Genomic DNA, 17,070 nt, shown 5'->3' on the forward strand with positions numbered 1-17,070 from the left:
ACCGTCATCGGTGGCAAGCCCCCTCCTACATGGCAAGCTCTGGTTGACCCAAGGCATCTGTGATGAAATGCGACCCCAACCAATTTCGCGCCGCACCGCCATCACTTGCCGTGAAACCTCGCCTGATTCGCCAGTTGTTCCTGCCGCCGTTGATCATCGCCCTGATGATCGGCCTGGGTTACATCGGCTTCTGGATCAGTGAGTACTATGGCATCCGCACCCTCAGCGACAACGGCGAACGCCAGTTGGAGCTGCATGCCCGTACCGTCGAGAGCGAGATCAGCAAATACACCTACCTGCCCAGCCTGCTGGAGCTGGAAACCAGTGTCTCCACACTGCTGGCCGACCCGAATCAAGAAACCCGCAAAGCCGTCAACGATTACCTCGAAGGCCTGAACCGACGCAGCCGCAGCCGGGCCATCTACGTGATGGACACCACTGGCCGCGTACTCGCCACCAGTAACTGGCGCGATGCCGACAGTTACCAGGGGGAAGACCTGTCCTTCCGCGCGTATTTCCAGAACGCCGTGCGCGGCCAGCCCGGCCGTTTCTATGGCATCGGCAGCACCAACGGCGAGCCTGGCTACTACCTGGCCCATGGCCTGGAGGAGCACGGCAAAATCATCGGCGTCGCCGTGGTCAAAGTGCGCCTCGAAGCCCTGGAAGAGCGCTGGCAGCGTGCGCGTCTCGAAGCGTTCGTGAGCGACGAGAACGGCATCATCATTCTATCCAGCGACCCGGCCCGCCGCCTCAAGGCCGTGCGTCCACTGAGCGACGAGGTCAAAGAACGCCTCGCCCACAGCCTGCAATACTACTGGGCCACCTTGAACGAGCTGGAGCCCCTGGCACGCGAGCGTTTGAAGGAAGGCACGGAAAAACTGACCTTCCCGGCCAATAGTGAAGTGGTCAACGACGAGCACGAGGTCAGCTACCTGGCGCAATCGCGCCCGCTCAATGACACCCCCTGGAGCTTCACCCTCCTCACCCCACTCAACGACCTGCGTCGCGCAGCGATCAATCAGGGCATCCTGGTGGCGGTCGCCTTCGGCCTGGTGGCATTCCTGCTGATTGCCTGGAACGAGCGACGCAAGGTCATCGCCACCCGCCTCGCCGCGCGGGAAGCCTTGCAGGAAGCCAACAGCCAACTGGAGCGGCGGATCGCCGAACGCACCGCCGACCTGCGCGCCAGCAACGAACGGCTCAAGGGCCAGATCCGCGAACGGCGCCAGGCCGAAGAAACCCTGCGCCGCGCCCAGGATGAACTGGTGCAGGCCGGTAAACTGGCGGCCATCGGCCAGATGTCCACCAGCATCGCCCATGAATTGAACCAGCCGTTGGCGGCGCTGCGCACCTTGTCCGGCAATACCGTGCGCTTCCTCGAACGCGGCGCGCTGGACACCGCCAGCACCAACCTCAAGACCATCAACGAACTGATCGACCGCATGGGGCGCATCACCGCCAGCCTGCGCTCGTTCGCCCGGCGTGGCGACGACCAGGGCCAGGCCAGCCTGGTCAAGGCCGTGGACGCCGCGCTCCAGGTGCTGAGCGCGCGTCTGGACAACCTGCCACTGACCTTGCACCGTGACTTTACCGACGCCCCATTGCAGATCGATCAAACGCGCCTGGAGCAGATCCTGGTCAACCTGATCGGCAACGCCCTGGATGCCATGCAGGCCCAGCCGGCGCCCGAACTGTGGCTGGAGGGCAGCAACGCCGAGGGCAAATACCGCTTGCAGGTGCGCGACAATGGCCACGGCATCGACCCCGAGGCGCGCAAACATTTGTTCGAACCGTTCTTTACCACCAAACCCGGCGAACAAGGCCTGGGCCTGGGGCTGACCCTGTCGGCCAGCCTGGCGGCGGCCACCGGCGGCAACCTCGCCGTGGAACACCCGCCCAGCGGTGGTACGGCCTTTGTCCTGAGCCTGCCATTGGCGGGCGCTCACCCCACTGAGTCGACATGAATACAGACCCCAATGACCTCACCGTCCTGATCGTCGAAGACGACCCCCATGTGCTGCTCGGTTGCCAGCAGGCCCTGGCGCTGGAAGACATCACCAGTGTGGGGGTGGCCAGCGCCGAGGAAGCCTTAAAGCGCGTCGGCGAGAACTTTGCCGGCATTGTCATCAGCGATATCCGCCTGCCGGGCATCGACGGCCTGGAGCTGCTCACCCGCCTCAAAGCCCTGGATAAAAGCCTGCCGGTGGTGCTCATCACGGGGCACGGCGATATTTCCATGGCCGTCGGGGCGATGCGCAACGGCGCCTATGACTTCATGGAAAAACCCTTCTCCCCCGAACGCCTGGTGGACGTCGCCCGGCGCGCCCTGGAGCAGCGCGGGCTGGCGCGGGAAGTCTGGGCGCTGCGCCGTCAACTGGCCGAACGCGACTCCCTGGAAGGCCGAATCATCGGGCGTTCGCCGGCCATGCAGAACCTGCGCGAATTGATCGCCAATGTCGCCGACACCTCAGCCAATGTGTTGATCGAAGGTGAGACCGGCACAGGCAAGGAACTGGTCGCCCGCTGCCTGCATGATTTCAGCCGGCGCCACGCCCACCAGTTCGTCGCCCTGAACTGCGGCGGCTTGCCGGAAAACCTGTTTGAAAGCGAGATTTTCGGCCACGAAGCCAACGCCTTCACTGGCGCCGGCAAGCGGCGTATCGGCAAGATCGAACACGCCCATGAAGGCACGCTGTTCCTCGACGAAGTGGAAAGCATGCCCATCAACCTGCAGATCAAACTGCTGCGGGTGTTGCAGGAACGCACCCTAGAACGCCTCGGCTCCAACCAGAGCGTGGCGGTGGATTGCCGAGTGATTGCCGCGACCAAATCCGACCTGGACGAGCTGAGCCGCGCCAGTCAGTTCCGCAGCGACCTGTATTACCGCCTCAACGTAGTCACCCTGGAGTTGCCGCCACTGCGCGAGCGCCGCGAAGACATCCTGCAATTGTTCGAGCATTTCCTGCAGCAGTCCTCCCTGCGTTTCGACCGCACCGCGCCGGAGCTGGATAACCAGACCCTATCCAGCTTGATGAGCCACGACTGGCCCGGCAACGTCCGCGAATTGCGCAACGTCGCCGAACGCTTCGCACTCGGCCTGCCCGCATTCAAAAAAAGCGGCGCCAGCAGCGGCGGCCAGGGGTTGGCCTTTACCGAGGCGGTGGAAGCCTTTGAGCGCAATTTGCTGATGGACGCCCTGCAACGCAGCGGCGGCAACCTGACCCAAGCCAGCCAGGAGCTGGGAATGGCCAAGACCACGCTGTTCGACAAAGTCAAAAAATATGGGTTGAGTCACTGATGGATCTGTTTCTGAAGGCCGCCCTGGGCGCGGCGGTGGTGCTGATACTCGCCGCGCTGGCCAAGACCAAGAACTACTACATCGCCGGGCTGGTGCCGCTGTTCCCGACCTTTGCGCTGATCGCCCACTACATCGTCGGCAAAGGCCGCTCGGTGGAAGACTTGAAGACCACCATCCTGTTCGGCATGTGGTCGATCATTCCGTACTTTGTGTACCTGGCTGCGTTGTATGTGATGGTCGACCGAATGCGCCTGGAGGCTTCTTTAGCCGTAGCGGCAGTAGCGTGGCTAATCGCCGCAACTGTGCTGGTAAGCGTCTGGGTACGCCTTCACACCTGACACACTGCGGTCAAACATGTGGGAGGGGGCTTGCCCCCGATAGCTGTGTGACAGTCAGCTCATCTGTAACTGGGCCACTGCAATCGGGGGCAAGCCCCCTCCCACCTTTGAAAGTTATTGCCTGGGCTGGATCAACTGAATCCCCTAACTGACTGGCATTAGGGCAAGCCTCCTCCCACAGTTTTATCCCGGTTGAGTCAGCGGACTATTTTGTCGACCTGGATGCCCAGCTTCTTCAGGCGATACCAGAAGCTGCGCTCGGAAATCCCGATCTTTGCCGCCGCCGCGGCCTGTACGCCGTTGCTCTCCTGTAACGCCGCCAGGATGTAGGCTTTCTCGACCTCGGCCAGCGCCGCATCCAAGTCCTGGGGAATGCCGGGGCCGTCGCTGAGAATCGTCGCCACGCCGCCCTCGCTGGGCTTGGAAGCAAACAGATAGCCTGGCAAATCGATGTCTTCGATCACGGGCGTGGCTGCCACGATGGTCGCGCGCTCCACGCAGTTTTGCAGCTCGCGGATATTACCCGGCCAGTGATACGCCGCCATGGCCTGCAAGGCCTCGGGGCTGAAACCGGTGATGCGTTTGCCGGCGGTGGCGCTCAGGGTCTGGGCGAAATGCCGGGCCAGGGGCGCGATGTCTTCCACCCGCTCGCGCAGGGCCGGTAGCGGGATCGGGAACACATTGAGGCGGTAATACAGGTCTTCGCGAAACTCTTTGTTGGCCACTGCATCCAGCAGGTTTTTATTGGTGGCGGCGATCACTCGCACGTCCACCTTGCGCTCACGCGGGTCGCCCACCGGCTCGATCACCCGCTCCTGCAAAGCGCGCAGGATCTTGGCCTGCAAGGCCAGGGGCATATCGCCTACTTCATCGAGAAACAACGTGCCCTTGTCGGCCTGCTGGAAGCGCCCGACCCGGTCCGACACCGCGCCGGTGAACGCGCCCTTGCGATGGCCAAACATCTCGCTTTCCAACAAGCCTTCGGGAATCGCCGCGCAGTTGACCGCCACGAAGGGTTTGTCGGCGCGGCTGCCGTGCTTGTGGATGGCGCGCGCGACCATTTCCTTGCCGGTACCACTCTCGCCAGTCAGCAGGATGGTGGCGCTGCTGTCGCGCACCGAATCCACTGCCTGGAGCACCTTGCGAAACGCCGGGCTGTCGCCCACCAGGCTGTCGAACTGTGCGTGCTCATCCAGCTCGGCGCGCAGGCGTGCGTTGTCGCGCAGGATGTCGCGAAACTGCAGGGCTTTGGCCACGGTGATATCGAGTTCGTCGATATCGAACGGCTTGGCGATGTAGTCATAGGCGCCGTTACGCATCGACTGCACAGCGTTTTTCACTGTGCTGTAGGCAGTCATCACGATCACCGGCACGTGGGGGTAGCGCGTTTTGATTTCCGCCAGCAGCGCCGCACCGTCCATGCCCGGCATGCGCCAGTCACTGATCACCAGGTCGATGTCTTCCTGCTCCAACACCTTGAGCGCGTGCAGGCCGTTGCCGGCGGTGAATACTTGAATGCCGTTCTGGCCCAGGGCCGAGGCGAGCAAATCACACAGCTTGGGCTCATCGTCGACTACTAATACGTTATGCGTCATGACTGTCCTCGTCGTCTTCGCCCCGCGCCGGAATGTACAGGCTGAAGGTGGCGCCGGCCTCTTTCTCACTGGCGCATTCGATGCTGCCGTCGTGACTTTCCATGATCGAATAGACCTTGGCCAGCCCCAGCCCCGTGCCCGAAGCCTTGGTGGTGACAAACGGCGTGAAGATACGCTCGATCATCTCGGCGGGAATACCTTGGCCGCTGTCGGCAATGCTGATGACGGTGTTGTCGCCCACGCTGCGAATGCCCAAGGTCAAACGCCCGCCGTCGGGCATGGCGTCGATAGCGTTGATGATCAGGTTGAGACACGCCTGTTTGAGTTGGCGGGCATCGGCATACAGCGTCGCCCCCGGCGCCTGGTCGTCGATCTGCGCGTCGATGTTATGGGTGGCCAGTTCCGGCGCGCAGAAGCCGAGGATTTCCTCCACCAGTGCACGCGCCGGTTGCACCACGCGCAGCGGCGGGTTGGGCTTGGCAAAGTCGAGAAACTCGGTGATCAGGTCATTGATGCGGCTGACTTCACTGATCACATATTCGAGGTGGCGCTTGTCGGCGTCCGGCAGGTCGGCGCGGCGGTGCAGCAACTGGGTGGCGGTCTTGATGATGCCCAACGGGTTGCGGATCTCGTGGGCCAGGCCCATGGCGACTTCGCCCAGGGCATGCAGGCGGTCGCGGCGCCGCAATTGGGCTTCGAGCTGGTGCAATTCGCCCAAGCGTTCGGTCATGTGGTTGAAGGTGCTGCTCAACTGGGCCAATTCGTCGCCGCCGCTGACCTCGACGCGGTGCGCATAATCGCCTGAGATCACCGCGCTGACGCCCTGGGACAGATCCCGCAGCGGCTTGGTCAGGCGTCGCGACACCAGCACCCCGGCCGCCAGGGACAACGCCGAGCTGAGCACAAAGATCAGCACGAACAAGTTGCTCTGGTTGACCAGCCCCACCAGGCTGGTGTGGCGCAGCAACCCGCTGAAAATCACGCCTTGCAACTCGCCGGCGTCGTTGAAGATTGGCCAGTACAGGCCGCTGTAGTTATGGGTGAACTGCTCGCTGGGTTGGCGCGTGCTGCGCATCGCGGTTTCGACGTCCTTGGGGATGCGCGAGGGGTGATCCTCGAAGCGTTGGGTCGAAAAAATTTCCGAGAAGCCGTCCGGGTTGGCCAGGTACAGGCGCAGGTCTAGGGAGTGCACATCGGCCACGCTGGTGAGGAAGCTGCTGTCCAGGTAGGTGCCGACCAACAGCACATAGTCGACGCCCTCCTGGGTGGTCTCGAAGGTGGAGACCACGATGCCGGTGGACACACCGCCCACCTGCAGGGTCTGCAATACGGTGTTCCGGGCCAGGCTGATCTGTTTGACGATGTCGTCGGCGGCGGTGCTGAACACCGGTTTGTTGTCACTCACGCGGATCAGCGCGACCACATCGATGTCGGTGGCATCGGCTATGTCCGCGGTCAGACGATCGTGCTTGGCGGCTTGCCTGCTCTCTGGCGGACTGGTGTAGCGCAAGAACAGTTTGGCCATGCGCGCGTTGTCGTGAAGGATATCGCCGATCTCGTCCTTGACGATCTTGGTCGACTCCTGCAGCCAGATGCGCACGTTGCTGTCGAAAATTTCCGACAGCGTGGTGGCGGCCAATTCCGCCGCAATCATGGTGGGGATCACGCTGACCAACCAGAACGCCAGCACCAGCTTGCGCTGGACACTCCAGCGCGAAATGGCAAACGGACGGGCTTTCTGGCGGGTCTTGGTGATCATCGGGTTTCGCTTATTGCGGCAGCCATGGCAGGGTCGGAACGATCCGGTCGAATAAACAGTTTTACCAGCGCAAGCAGGCCGTTGACCAGGCGGTTGCGGTGTCGGAAGAACACCTGGTTGCCCTGGAACTCGCAGCCCAGGCGCAGCTTACTGGCATACCCGGCCTGCCCGCACTCGTACGCTGCAATTTTGTGTTGAATACAGTAGTCGACATTGGTCAGCCAACTGCGAAAGTACAGGTTGTGGTCGCGGGTGAAGGCGACGTCATGCCCGAAGAACTTGTCCACCAGCCGATGTTCGTCCCTGAGCATGAGGTTGAACGCCACCAGTTGCTCGTCCACCCAGTACAGCACACACACCGCGCGCCCTTCGAGGCGTTCGAGCACGCCGGTGAAGTAGTCGGCGGGCAAGCGTTCGAACTGCAATTCGGCGCGGGTAAGCGTGGCTTCGTACAGCCTCATGACCTCGGGCAGCACATCATCGATATTGTCCCGCCACTCGACACGCGGGCCTGGCGCGCGCAGCTTGCGGCGCAGGTCCTTGCGCGTGGATTTGCCCAGCGAGCCGAGGTAGGCGTCCACCGAGCCATAGGGCAGCGGCAGCACGCCGGTGGGCAGGCTCGGCATGCTCTGGAAACCGGCGGCGCGGCAACTTTCGCGCCAGTGCGGGTCATGGCTGGGGGCATCCTTGACCGCCAGCAGGCCGATGCCGAGGTCATCGGCGTCCTGTCGCGCGGCGTGCAACAGGTGCTTGAGCAACAGCGGTCGGCGCGCGGCCGGCACGTCACTGGCGAACCCGACGTCGCAGCGCTCGGCCACCGGCGAGCCCACTGCATATAACCCCAACTGCAAAGCCCCGGGCCACACGCGTTGCAAGCGCGTGGTCAGGCGCTTGCCGACACCGGACACAGTGGTGTCAAGGCGGTAATGGGTGATAAAGGCCGGCGCCACGGCCACCAGCGTTCCATTGTCGTACACGGCCAGATAGCGCCATTGAAAATCCTCGATGGCGGCGTTTTCCACGGCGACGTAGTAGTCCCAGTCCTCCAGCGCACCAGGAAAACAATCGTTCCAGGCACTGCGCTGGAGCGCCCGGATGGTTGCAAAGGCTTGGGTGGTGATCACGTGTTCCCCTTTTTTGGCTGAGGATCTAGTTGGGTCAGGTCGCGCGGTGAGCAGGCTTGACCCGCTCACCACCAAGAGCCTGATTGGCGCACAGCCCGCTCAGCACAACAGTCGCGTTAACCACAACACGCCAACACATCATCGTTCGCCCGTTCGCGGATGAAAGCGGCGCTCAGTTCGATCACCCGCCGGTATTGCAGGTCGACGGTGATCATGTGGTAGCAGTCGTCCAGCAGGATCTTGGTCACCGGCCCGCCGAGGTGGCGTTCGACGTAGTCGGCGTTCCAGCGGCTGGTGATATCGTCTTCGATCGAATGCAGCACCAGCGCCGGGACGTTGATCGACGGCATGCGTTTTTTCACCACGGCGTTCATCCAGTGCAACTCGCGCACCGTCACCCCTTCCATGGTCAATAACCCCGCCTCGCTGCTTTCACCCTCCTTCATCTGCCGCTCGACGATTGCCCGCAACCGTTGGTTCTTGATGCCGTAGGGCGGCTTTTCAGTAAACCGGAACAGGCGCACGCCGAACGGGATGCGGATCAGCAACGGCGTGATGAACGCCATTTTGCTGATGCTCCAGCCGTCGTACTTAAGGGTGGTGGAATACATCAGCAGCCCGGCGACTTGGCCCGGATGCTCCGAAGCCAGGTACATCGACATCACCGCGCCCATGGACAAGCCACCGACGAACACTTGCCCATGCCGCTGGCGCACCTGCACGAAGGTCTTGCGCACGCCTTCGTACCAGTCGCGCCAGCCGGTGGCCTGCAAGTCGCTGTTGCCGCCACAGTGCCCGGCCAGGGTCGGCACGTACACCGTGCACGTACCGTCCTTGGCCAGGCCCTTGGCGACCTGGCGCAATTCGTTCGGGGTGCCGGTCAGGCCATGGATCAACAGGACCCCGACCGGACCGTTGCCGAGCACGAAACCGGCATCACCTTCACCGAGGTCGAACCCGTGACTGTTCACCGGTTGGTCGCCCGTACCAGCAGTTGTTCCAGCAGCTTGAGGCCCAGTTCGATTTCCGGGTAGCTGATTTCCAGGGACGGCGCCAGGGTGATCACGTTTTTGTAGTAACCGCCCACGTCGAGGATCAGGCCGAGTTTCTGCCCGTCGACCACCATATCGCCCTTCATGCCTTCCTCGACCATGTAGTCCAGGGTTGCCTTGTCCGGGGTGAAACCGTCCGGGCCGCAGATTTCGCAGCGCAGGGCCAGGCCCAGGCCATCCACGTCACCGATGATCGGGAAACGCTTCTGCAAATCCTGCAAACCTTCAAGGAAGAACTTGCCCTTGGCCATCACCATCGCGCCGTAGTCGACTTCGTTGGTCATCTTGAACATTTCCAGGCCCACCGCGGTGCCCAGCGGGTTGGAGGCGAAGGTGGAGTGGGTCGAGCCTGGCGGGAAGATCTTCGGGTTGATCAACTCTTCGCGAGCCCAGATACCACCCAGGGGGTTGAGGCCGTTGGTCAGCGCCTTGCCGAACACGATCACATCGGGCTGCACGTCGAAGTGCTCGATCGACCACAGCTTGCCGGTGCGGTAGAAGCCCATCTGGATTTCATCGGAAACCAGCAGAATGCCGTGCTGATCCAGCACTTGCTTGAGTTCGCGGTAGAAGTTCATCGGCGGGATCACGTAACCGCCGGTGCCCTGGATCGGCTCGACGTAGAACGCGGCGTATTCGCTCTGCCCGACTTTCGGGTCCCACACGCCGTTGTATTCGGTCTCGAACAGCCGCGCGAATTGCTGCACGCAGTGGCTGCCATATTCTTCCTTGGTCATGCCCTTGGGCCCACGGAAGTGGTACGGAAACGGGATGAACTGCGCGCGCTCGCCAAAGTGGCCATAGCGGCGACGGTAGCGGTAGCTGGAAGTGATCGACGAAGCACCGAGGGTGCGCCCGTGGTAACCGCCTTCGAAGGCGAACATCAGGCTTTTGCCGTTGGTAGCGTTGCGCACCACCTTCAGGGAGTCTTCAATCGATTGCGAGCCGCCGACATTGAAGTGCACGCGACCGTCGCGACCGAACTTGTTCTTGGCGTCCACCGCGATCATTTCCGACAGCTCGATCTTGCCCTTGTGCAGGTACTGGCTGGCGATCTGCGGCAGGGTATCGATCTGCTGTTTCAGCGCGTTGTTCAGGCGTGGGTTGGCGTAGCCGAAGTTGACCGCCGAGTACCACATTTGCAGGTCGAGGTAGGCCTGGTCTTCGGTGTCCCACACGTAGGAGCCTTCGCAGCGGCTGAAAATGCGCGGCGGCTCGATGTAGTGGACGGTGTCCCCGTAGGAGCAATACTTGGCTTCTTTATCCAGAAGCACCTGGTCTTCGGCGGTAGCGATGCGGATATCAGACATGATGGAAGAGTTCCTGAGAGTCGGTAGCAAAGGAGGTGGCGTTGGCGGCAAGGCTCTGCGGGAGCCGCGCCAGCAGTGCGGTCACTTCGGCGAAGGTGTCGAAGCGCGCGTGGGGGATGGCATTGGCGGTGCAGTACTCGGCGAGGCTGCCCTTGGCGAATACGAAGTCGGCGGTGGACGCCACGCACATGTCGGACTTGCCGTCGCCGATCACCAGCACCCGCTTGTTGCCTGGCGTGGATTTGCACTTGCAGTTGCCGGATGCAGCGCGGCAGGCATCGCTGGAATACGGAAAGTCGATGCGCCAGCTGTTCTGGTCGACCTGGCGCAGGCGGTTGGCGAGGATCGGCAGCAAGGTCACGTAGTTGCGCGACAAAATCCGCGCAATGCCTTGCTCGATGCCGTCGCTGACCACTTCCAGGCTCGCCCCCAGGCCGAGGACGTGATCGACGAAGTCCGGAAAGTCCGGGTCGATCTCGACGCTGTCGAAGTACGCCAGCAGCTCGCTGGGCGTGGCTTTGATCAGTGCCAGTTGGCGGCTCAGGCATTCGCGTGAACCGATATGCCCGTCCAGCCATTGCTGCTCGATGGTTTCCCACTCGGGGCCGGCGAAGCGTTGGAGGACGTTGTCGATGACATCGGTGGGCGTGATGGTCCCGTCGAAGTCACACACGATATGCCAGTCAATCATCTGCGTTTACCTTGAAGAGGGCGCGCTGCATGCGCTTGCACCAGGGGTAGAGCAGAGACTGTGCCAACTGGCCATCACCCCGTGGGGCCGGGGCTTTGCTCGGGGTACGGAGGTGATAAGTGTCGTGGAAGCTACAATTTTTGTAGCTTGCTACAAACAAGATGAGTGCTTGCACGGTCGCCATGCTTTGCGCGTTCATGCGCGGGTATTCAATCAGGGAACAGTGACCATGTTGAGGATCACCCACGCGGCATTCGCCGGTTTACTTGGCCTGTGGAGTGTCTCCAATGCCGCGTTGGCCGACGGCATCAGCGGTGAAGTCGGCGCCGGCCTGAGCTACCAGCCCCACGACCCGACCGGCAGCCGCTACGAAACCCGGCCGGTGCCCTATGTGGACCTGGACTGGGGCAATGTCAGCCTCAGCACCGACGACGGCCTGACCTGGAGCGCGTTGAACACCCACGGTTTCAGCGCTGGGCCGTATATCAATTACCTGCAGGGACGTACTTCCAACGGCTCGCTACAGGGCCTGCGCAATGTGTCGGACATGGCTGAGATCGGTGGTTTCGTGCAGTACGCACCGGCTGATTTCTGGCGGGTCTACGCGCAGTTGGGCCAGGCCGTTGGCGGCGGCCACGCCCAGAGCGGCACGTTGGGCAAACTGGGTGGCGAACTGGGCTACCCGCTGGGCGGCGGAATCATCGGCAGCAGCGGCCTGGTGGCGCATTTCGCCGACGCACGGCAGACCAACACGTTTTTCGGCGTGGACGACCACGAGGCCGCCGCCACCGGGTATCGCCCATACAGCGCCAGCGGCGGCTTCCAGAATGTAACGCTGACCCAGAGTTTCGAATTCCCCCTGGCGCCCCACTGGTCCCTGTTGACCAGCGCCAGCTGGGTGCACTTGGTGGGCTCGGCGGCGGACAGCAGCATCGTCAAGCAGACTGGCGATGTGAACCAGGGGCAGGTGCAGACGGCGATCAGCTACAAGTTCGACTGATTCAATGTGGGAGGGGCTTGCCCCTCCCACCCATGAACATCGGGGGGCCAAGCCCCTCTACCATCAGTTCTCTTCGCCTTCGGCCAGCAAGGCGATGCCGCCAATGATCACTGCAACCCCCACCCAGTGCAGCAGGCTGATATGTTCCCCCAGCCCCAGCCACGACCCCAACAGCACCACCACGAACACCAGCGAACTCAGGGGAAAGGCCAGGGACAAACTGCTGCGCCGCAGGATCAGCATCCACACGAAAAACGCGCCGATGTAGCAGGCAATCGCCGCCAGGATGCCGGGGTTATGCGCGACTTCCACCAGCCACCGCCAATTGAAATCCATCTGCCCCAGCTGATCGCCGGCGACCTTGGTAAACAGCTGGCCGGCGCTCTCGGTGCAGATCAGCAGGGCCCACAGCACCACCGTGCCCAAGCGTTCGTGCAGCCAACCGGCATTGACGTTCTGCGTACTCATGCCTGCCCTCCTCCAATCGCCACCAGCATCACCCCTAAGGTGATCACCAAGGTTCCCAGCCAGCGCCGACGGCTGACGGTTTCTCCCAGCACCAGTTTGCCGACCAGCACCACCCCGCAATACGCCAGCGCCGCCGCCGGAAACAGCAAGCTCAGCGGCGCGCGGGACAAAGCTTCGAGCCAGACGAAAAACTCGATCACATAGGCACCGATCCCCGCCCACAACAACGGCGCATTGAATACCTGCCCCCAGAACGCATTCAGGCGAAAGCCGCCCTCCAGCTCCGGCAAACGGTCCAGGCCCATCTTGAAACACAGCTGGCCGATCACATCGAGCAAGATGGAAAACGCCACCAGCACCACTACGGTCAGGGTCACGGGAACAACTCCTCAAACAGTTCGATCAGGGCTTGATTGGTCGCGGCATTGCGCTGCAAGTCCTCAGGGCTCCAGCGCTCGGCGGGGGGTTGATCGGACTTGGCCTCCCAGCGCTTGAACGCGTTGCTGAACGCTGGCGTGGCGAACTCGCCGCACACGTCGATGCCGATAATGCGTTTGCGCGCGGCCAAGGCGCGCAGGGCCTGGAGCAAGTGGGTCAGGCGCATGCCGCCCTGGTCCCAGTTGGTGGCCGCGTCTTCGCTGGCCAGCACGTCTTTATCAACGGTGATCCACACCGCTTCGGTGGGCAGGCTGCTGATCATCTCCTCAAGAAATGCGGTCCAATCCAGCTCCGCCAGGTTGCGCCAATACAGCTGATCTTCACGCTGCTGATGCCCGGCGCCATCGCCGATCCGCCCCCACACTTTCGACGGCGCATGCTGCCAGGGAAACAGCTGTAACTGCCCGCGCCTGAGGGCCCCCAGGTTACCGCCGCGCAGTTGCGGGTTATGCAGGTCGTCACTGCATGGGCCGAGGGTGACGATGCGTTTGATAGCCGGCATTTTCAGCGCACGGTTGACCCACGAGCCGCAGTGACGCTTGGGTGCAAAACGCACCCAGTCGGGGTGATTATCGAAGTGGATCAGGCTGACCGGCTCTTTCAAATCGGCCAGGAACGCCGGGGTGAGGTGGTGATAATCGCCGGAGCCGATAAACAGGATTTCCGGTCGCGCGTCGGTGGGCCGAGGCCGCTGGGCCAGACGTTCGACGAAGCGCTTCCAGGTGTTTGCGGTGGACCACAGCCGCAGCTTGGGGCCCAGGTCCAGCAGGTCGATACGCGTGGCCTGGCCGCTGGCCAACCGCCGGGCAATCGGCGCCTGCGCAGTGAGGCTGTGGTCAAGATCGAGAATATTCAAGGCAGTGTTCCCCTAAGGCTTTAGGGGGTCAATGCAAGGCGCGGGCCAGCACTTACTCCATGCACACTGCCATACCCTGTGGGAGAGGGCTTGCCCTCGATAGGTGGTTGGAGCGCTACAAGCGCTGACCGACACTCAGCCATCGAATCGTCGCAGCGCCCCTCCCACCTTTGGAGAGGGGGCTCTAGTTTTTGGCTTCGTTGATGATCTGGCGAATCGCGCCCACAAAGGCTTCGGCCGGTTGGCCACCGCTCACGGCGTATTGGTCGTTGAACACGATGGTGGGCACCGAACTCACGCCCCGGGAAACCCACAGTTGCTCTTGCTCGCGAACGTCGGCGGCGTATTCGTCGCTGGCGAGGATCTGGGCTGCGCGCTGAATATCCAGGCCGACGCTTTCGGCGATGATCGCCAGGGTGGCGTGGTCGGAGGGGTTCTGCTGGTCGGTGAAGTAAGCCTTGAACAAGGCTTCCTTGAGGTTGTACTGCAAGCCTTCAAGGCCGGCCCAATGCAGCAGGCGATGCGCATCGAACGTGTTGTAGATGCGGCTCTGGCCATCGGTGCGAAAGGCAAAGCCCAACGCCGCGCCCAGATCGCGGATGCGCGCGCGATTGGCCTGGGACTCTTCGGCGCTGGAGCCGTATTTCTCGGTGATGTGTTCGACGATGTTCTGCCCTTCGGCCGGCATGTTCGGGTTGAGTTCGAACGGCTGGAAGTGGATCTCGGCCTGTACCTCGGCGCCCAGTTGGTCCAGGGCGTCGGTCAGGCCGCGCAGGCCGATGATGCACCAAGGGCAAGACACATCGCTGACGAAATCGATTTTCAGGGGAGTACTCATGCTAGGCAACCTCGCAGGCCATATGCGCCATAAAGGTTGCACCATACACCAATGTCACAACACCTTCGAAGGCGCCACGGGCTCGATGCGTGCCCAGTGCGCGGCATCCTCGCGATGGGCTTGCAGGTACGGCAGCACCGCCGTCAGCAGCGGCGCCTTGAACGCTTCCTGAAACCGGTGGGCCATGCCTGGGATCAGCTTCAACTGGCTACCCTGGATATGCGCCGCCAGGTGCACGCCGTGCATCACCGGCAGCAACGGGTCGGCGGTGCCGTGGACCACCAGCGTCGGCACGCGCAGCTGGTTGAGCAAAGGCACGCGGCTGGGTTCGGCGAGGATCGCCATGATCTGGCGCTTCACACCTTCGGGGTTGAACGCGCGATCATAGGACAGCGCCGCCTGGTGCAGCAGAGCCTGGCGATCGTCCTTGATGTTTGGGCTGCCCAGTGCCGCCAGCAGATCGGCCTGTTGCTCCAGAGCGACTTCGCGATTGGGCGCGCTGCGCCGCGACAACAACTGCACAAGCGCCGCGTTCGGCGCCGGCAGCCCTTCGGCGCCGGAGCTGGTCATGATCAGGGTGAGGCTCTCGACCCGCTGCGGCGCCATGGCCGCCAGGTGCTGGGCGATCATGCCGCCCATGCTGGCGCCGAGTACGTGAAATTGCTGGATCTGCAACGCATCCATCAGGCCCAAGGCGTCGTCGGCCATATCGGTCAGGGTGTAGGGCGCCGACACCGGCAGGCCGAGCTTGTAGCGCAGCACTTCAAAAGTCAGGTTGGCGCTGGCCGGCGCTTGGCGCCAAGTGGACAGGCCGACATCACGGTTGTCGTAGCGGATCACCCGAAAGCCTTGCTGACACAGGGCGACTACCACTTCATCCGGCCAATGGATCAGTTGACCGCCCAGGCCCATCACCAACAACAAGGCCGGGTCCGAAGCACGGCCGATGCTTTGATAAGCAAGGCTCACCTGATCCAGGTCGACCGTTTGGGTCGGGACATTGATATCGCAACGGGAGGCCGCAAAAGACGGCAGGCCGAACAGCAAGGCGGCCAATAAAAACAACACACGCATGAAAAACACCAAAACGCAGAACCCCAGTAGAGCGCGAGTCTGATGAAGTTTGTTCAAGCGCGCTGCCACAGTTCCATGACAGTTTGATGAAGAGTGCCCGGTGGTCATGGTCGACATGCTTTGCAACATGAGCCAAACTCACGCCATTGCACTTCAACACAAATTGCCCTCATGGAGAGCCCGTGCTCGAAATCCGTCACTTAAAGACCCTGCACGCCCTGCGCGAAGCCGACAGCCTGGTGGAAGCCGCCGAGCGCCTGCATTTGACGCAATCGGCGCTGTCCCACCAGTTCAAGGAGCTGGAGGAACGCCTGGGCATGCCGCTGTTCGTGCGCAAGACCAAACCGCTGCGCTTCACCAGCGCCGGCCTGCGCCTGCTGCAATTGGCCGATGCCACCCTGCCCTTGCTGCGCGGCGCCGAGCGCGATATCGCGCGCCTGGCCGGCGGCACCGCCGGGCGCTTGCACATGGCGATCGAATGCCACAGTTGCTTCCAGTGGCTGATGCCGACCATCGACCAGTTCCGCGACGCCTGGCCGGAAGTCGAGCTGGATTTGGCCTCCGGTTTTGCCTTCGCCCCGCTGCCGGCCCTGGCCCGTGGCGACCTGGACCTGGTGGTGACCTCCGACCCGCTGGAGCTGCCGGGCATCACCTATGTACCGTTGTTTACCTACGAGGCGATGCTGGCCGTGGCCAATCAGCATGCGCTGGCGAACAAGTCGTATATCGTGCCGGAAGACTTGCTCAGCGAAACCCTGATCACCTACCCGGTGGAACGCGACCGCCTGGACATCTTCACGCGCTTTCTGGAACCGGCCGACGTGGAACCGGCCCAGGTGCGCACCTCCGAGCTGACGGTGATGATGATGCAACTGGTGGCCAGCGGCCGTGGCGTGTGCGGCATGCCCCATTGGGCGCTGCATGAATACAGCTCGCGCGGCTACGTAAAGGCCAAGCGCCTGGGTGAGAAAGGGTTGTTCGCGACGTTGTACGCCGGCATTCGCGCCGACATGTTGGATGCGCCGTATATGCGCGACTTCCTGCTGACGGCCAAGGACACGTCGTTTTCCACGTTGGACGGGGTGAGTGCGGTGCGCTGATTGGGCGGGTCAGCCGACACAGCGTTACTGGCCAGCCGTTAGGATTTGCGTAGATGCCTATAAGCATCGGGGGCAAGCCCCCTCCCACCGTTGATGTCATTGCCTGGGCGGGATCATACGGCGCACTAA

General features: G+C 62.5%; 16 protein-coding genes. 5 read left to right on the forward strand and 11 right to left on the reverse strand.

What is annotated here, in order from left to right; translation table 11 throughout:
• Positions 1–62: 62 nt before the first annotated feature.
• From ABX75_RS05425 to ABX75_RS05435, 3 genes are read left to right on the forward strand one after another with little or no spacing between them, the layout of a single operon-like run.
• The gene (locus ABX75_RS05425; protein ID WP_047881575.1) at positions 63–1,964 is read left to right on the forward strand and encodes a sensor histidine kinase; all 1,902 of its coding nucleotides are present in this window, start codon (positions 63–65) and stop codon (positions 1,962–1,964) included.
• Positions 1,961–3,298: a sigma-54 dependent transcriptional regulator gene (locus ABX75_RS05430; RefSeq protein WP_034096118.1), complete on the forward strand. Its 1,338-nt coding sequence runs from the start codon at positions 1,961–1,963 to the stop codon at positions 3,296–3,298. Before ABX75_RS05425 ends, ABX75_RS05430 begins: the two co-directional genes overlap by 4 nt.
• Positions 3,298–3,636 (forward strand): GlpM family protein, encoded by a 339-nt coding sequence (locus tag ABX75_RS05435; RefSeq protein WP_034096117.1) that lies wholly within the window; start codon positions 3,298–3,300, stop codon positions 3,634–3,636. Before ABX75_RS05430 ends, ABX75_RS05435 begins: the two co-directional genes overlap by 1 nt.
• A 197-nt stretch (positions 3,637–3,833) precedes the next feature.
• On the opposite strand, the gene ABX75_RS05440 is transcribed toward ABX75_RS05435, so the two are convergent.
• The 6 genes from ABX75_RS05440 to ABX75_RS05465 form a co-directional block, all read right to left on the reverse strand.
• Complete coding sequence (locus ABX75_RS05440) at positions 3,834–5,231, reverse strand: sigma-54 dependent transcriptional regulator (protein ID WP_034111955.1); 1,398 nt, start codon at positions 5,229–5,231, stop codon at positions 3,834–3,836.
• Complete coding sequence (locus tag ABX75_RS05445; protein ID WP_047881576.1) at positions 5,221–6,990, reverse strand: HAMP domain-containing sensor histidine kinase; 1,770 nt, start codon at positions 6,988–6,990, stop codon at positions 5,221–5,223. Before ABX75_RS05445 ends, ABX75_RS05440 begins: the two co-directional genes overlap by 11 nt.
• Positions 6,987–8,114, reverse strand: a complete 1,128-nt coding sequence (locus ABX75_RS05450; RefSeq protein WP_034096114.1) for a GNAT family N-acetyltransferase — start codon at positions 8,112–8,114, stop codon at positions 6,987–6,989. Before ABX75_RS05450 ends, ABX75_RS05445 begins: the two co-directional genes overlap by 4 nt.
• 116 nt (positions 8,115–8,230) lie before the next feature.
• Entirely contained in the window at positions 8,231–9,085 is an 855-nt protein-coding gene (locus ABX75_RS05455) for a carboxylesterase (protein WP_034111951.1), read from the reverse strand.
• On the reverse strand, positions 9,082–10,476 hold the full coding sequence (locus ABX75_RS05460; protein ID WP_034096112.1) for an aspartate aminotransferase family protein: 1,395 nt from the start codon (positions 10,474–10,476) through the stop codon (positions 9,082–9,084). Before ABX75_RS05460 ends, ABX75_RS05455 begins: the two co-directional genes overlap by 4 nt.
• On the reverse strand, positions 10,469–11,167 hold the full coding sequence (locus ABX75_RS05465; protein WP_034111949.1) for an HAD-IB family phosphatase: 699 nt from the start codon (positions 11,165–11,167) through the stop codon (positions 10,469–10,471). The genes ABX75_RS05460 and ABX75_RS05465 overlap by 8 nt, the downstream gene beginning before the upstream one ends.
• Before the next feature lie 229 nt (positions 11,168–11,396).
• Between ABX75_RS05465 and ABX75_RS05475 the strand changes: the two genes are divergently transcribed.
• Positions 11,397–12,167, forward strand: coding sequence for a MipA/OmpV family protein (locus tag ABX75_RS05475; protein WP_034111945.1), 771 nt, complete (start codon positions 11,397–11,399; stop codon positions 12,165–12,167).
• A gap of 63 nt (positions 12,168–12,230) precedes the next feature.
• Here ABX75_RS05475 and ABX75_RS05480 read toward each other — a convergent pair whose 3' ends face one another.
• The 5 genes from ABX75_RS05480 to ABX75_RS05500 all read right to left on the reverse strand — a co-directional run bounded on the left by ABX75_RS05480 (position 12,231) and on the right by ABX75_RS05500 (position 15,841).
• Positions 12,231–12,635: an EamA family transporter gene (locus ABX75_RS05480; RefSeq protein WP_034111943.1), complete on the reverse strand. Its 405-nt coding sequence runs from the start codon at positions 12,633–12,635 to the stop codon at positions 12,231–12,233.
• Positions 12,632–13,012: an EamA family transporter gene (locus tag ABX75_RS05485; RefSeq protein ID WP_047881578.1), complete on the reverse strand. Its 381-nt coding sequence runs from the start codon at positions 13,010–13,012 to the stop codon at positions 12,632–12,634. Before ABX75_RS05485 ends, ABX75_RS05480 begins: the two co-directional genes overlap by 4 nt.
• Complete coding sequence (locus tag ABX75_RS05490; RefSeq protein ID WP_034111941.1) at positions 13,009–13,929, reverse strand: arginase; 921 nt, start codon at positions 13,927–13,929, stop codon at positions 13,009–13,011. Before ABX75_RS05490 ends, ABX75_RS05485 begins: the two co-directional genes overlap by 4 nt.
• Positions 13,930–14,113: 184 nt before the next feature.
• On the reverse strand, positions 14,114–14,767 hold the full coding sequence (locus ABX75_RS05495) for a DsbA family oxidoreductase (protein WP_034096105.1): 654 nt from the start codon (positions 14,765–14,767) through the stop codon (positions 14,114–14,116).
• Positions 14,768–14,821: 54 nt separating this feature from the next.
• On the reverse strand, positions 14,822–15,841 hold the full coding sequence (locus ABX75_RS05500) for an alpha/beta fold hydrolase (RefSeq protein ID WP_047881579.1): 1,020 nt from the start codon (positions 15,839–15,841) through the stop codon (positions 14,822–14,824).
• A gap of 182 nt (positions 15,842–16,023) precedes the next feature.
• On the opposite strand from ABX75_RS05500, the gene metR reads away from it, so the two are divergent.
• Positions 16,024–16,941, forward strand: a complete 918-nt coding sequence (gene metR / locus ABX75_RS05505; protein ID WP_034096103.1) for a transcriptional regulator MetR — start codon at positions 16,024–16,026, stop codon at positions 16,939–16,941.
• Positions 16,942–17,070: the final 129 nt, after the last annotated feature.

Origin of the sequence: Pseudomonas sp. ARP3, assembly GCF_001029595.1 — a bacterium.
Lineage (GTDB): Bacteria > Pseudomonadota > Gammaproteobacteria > Pseudomonadales > Pseudomonadaceae > Aquipseudomonas > Aquipseudomonas rhodesiae.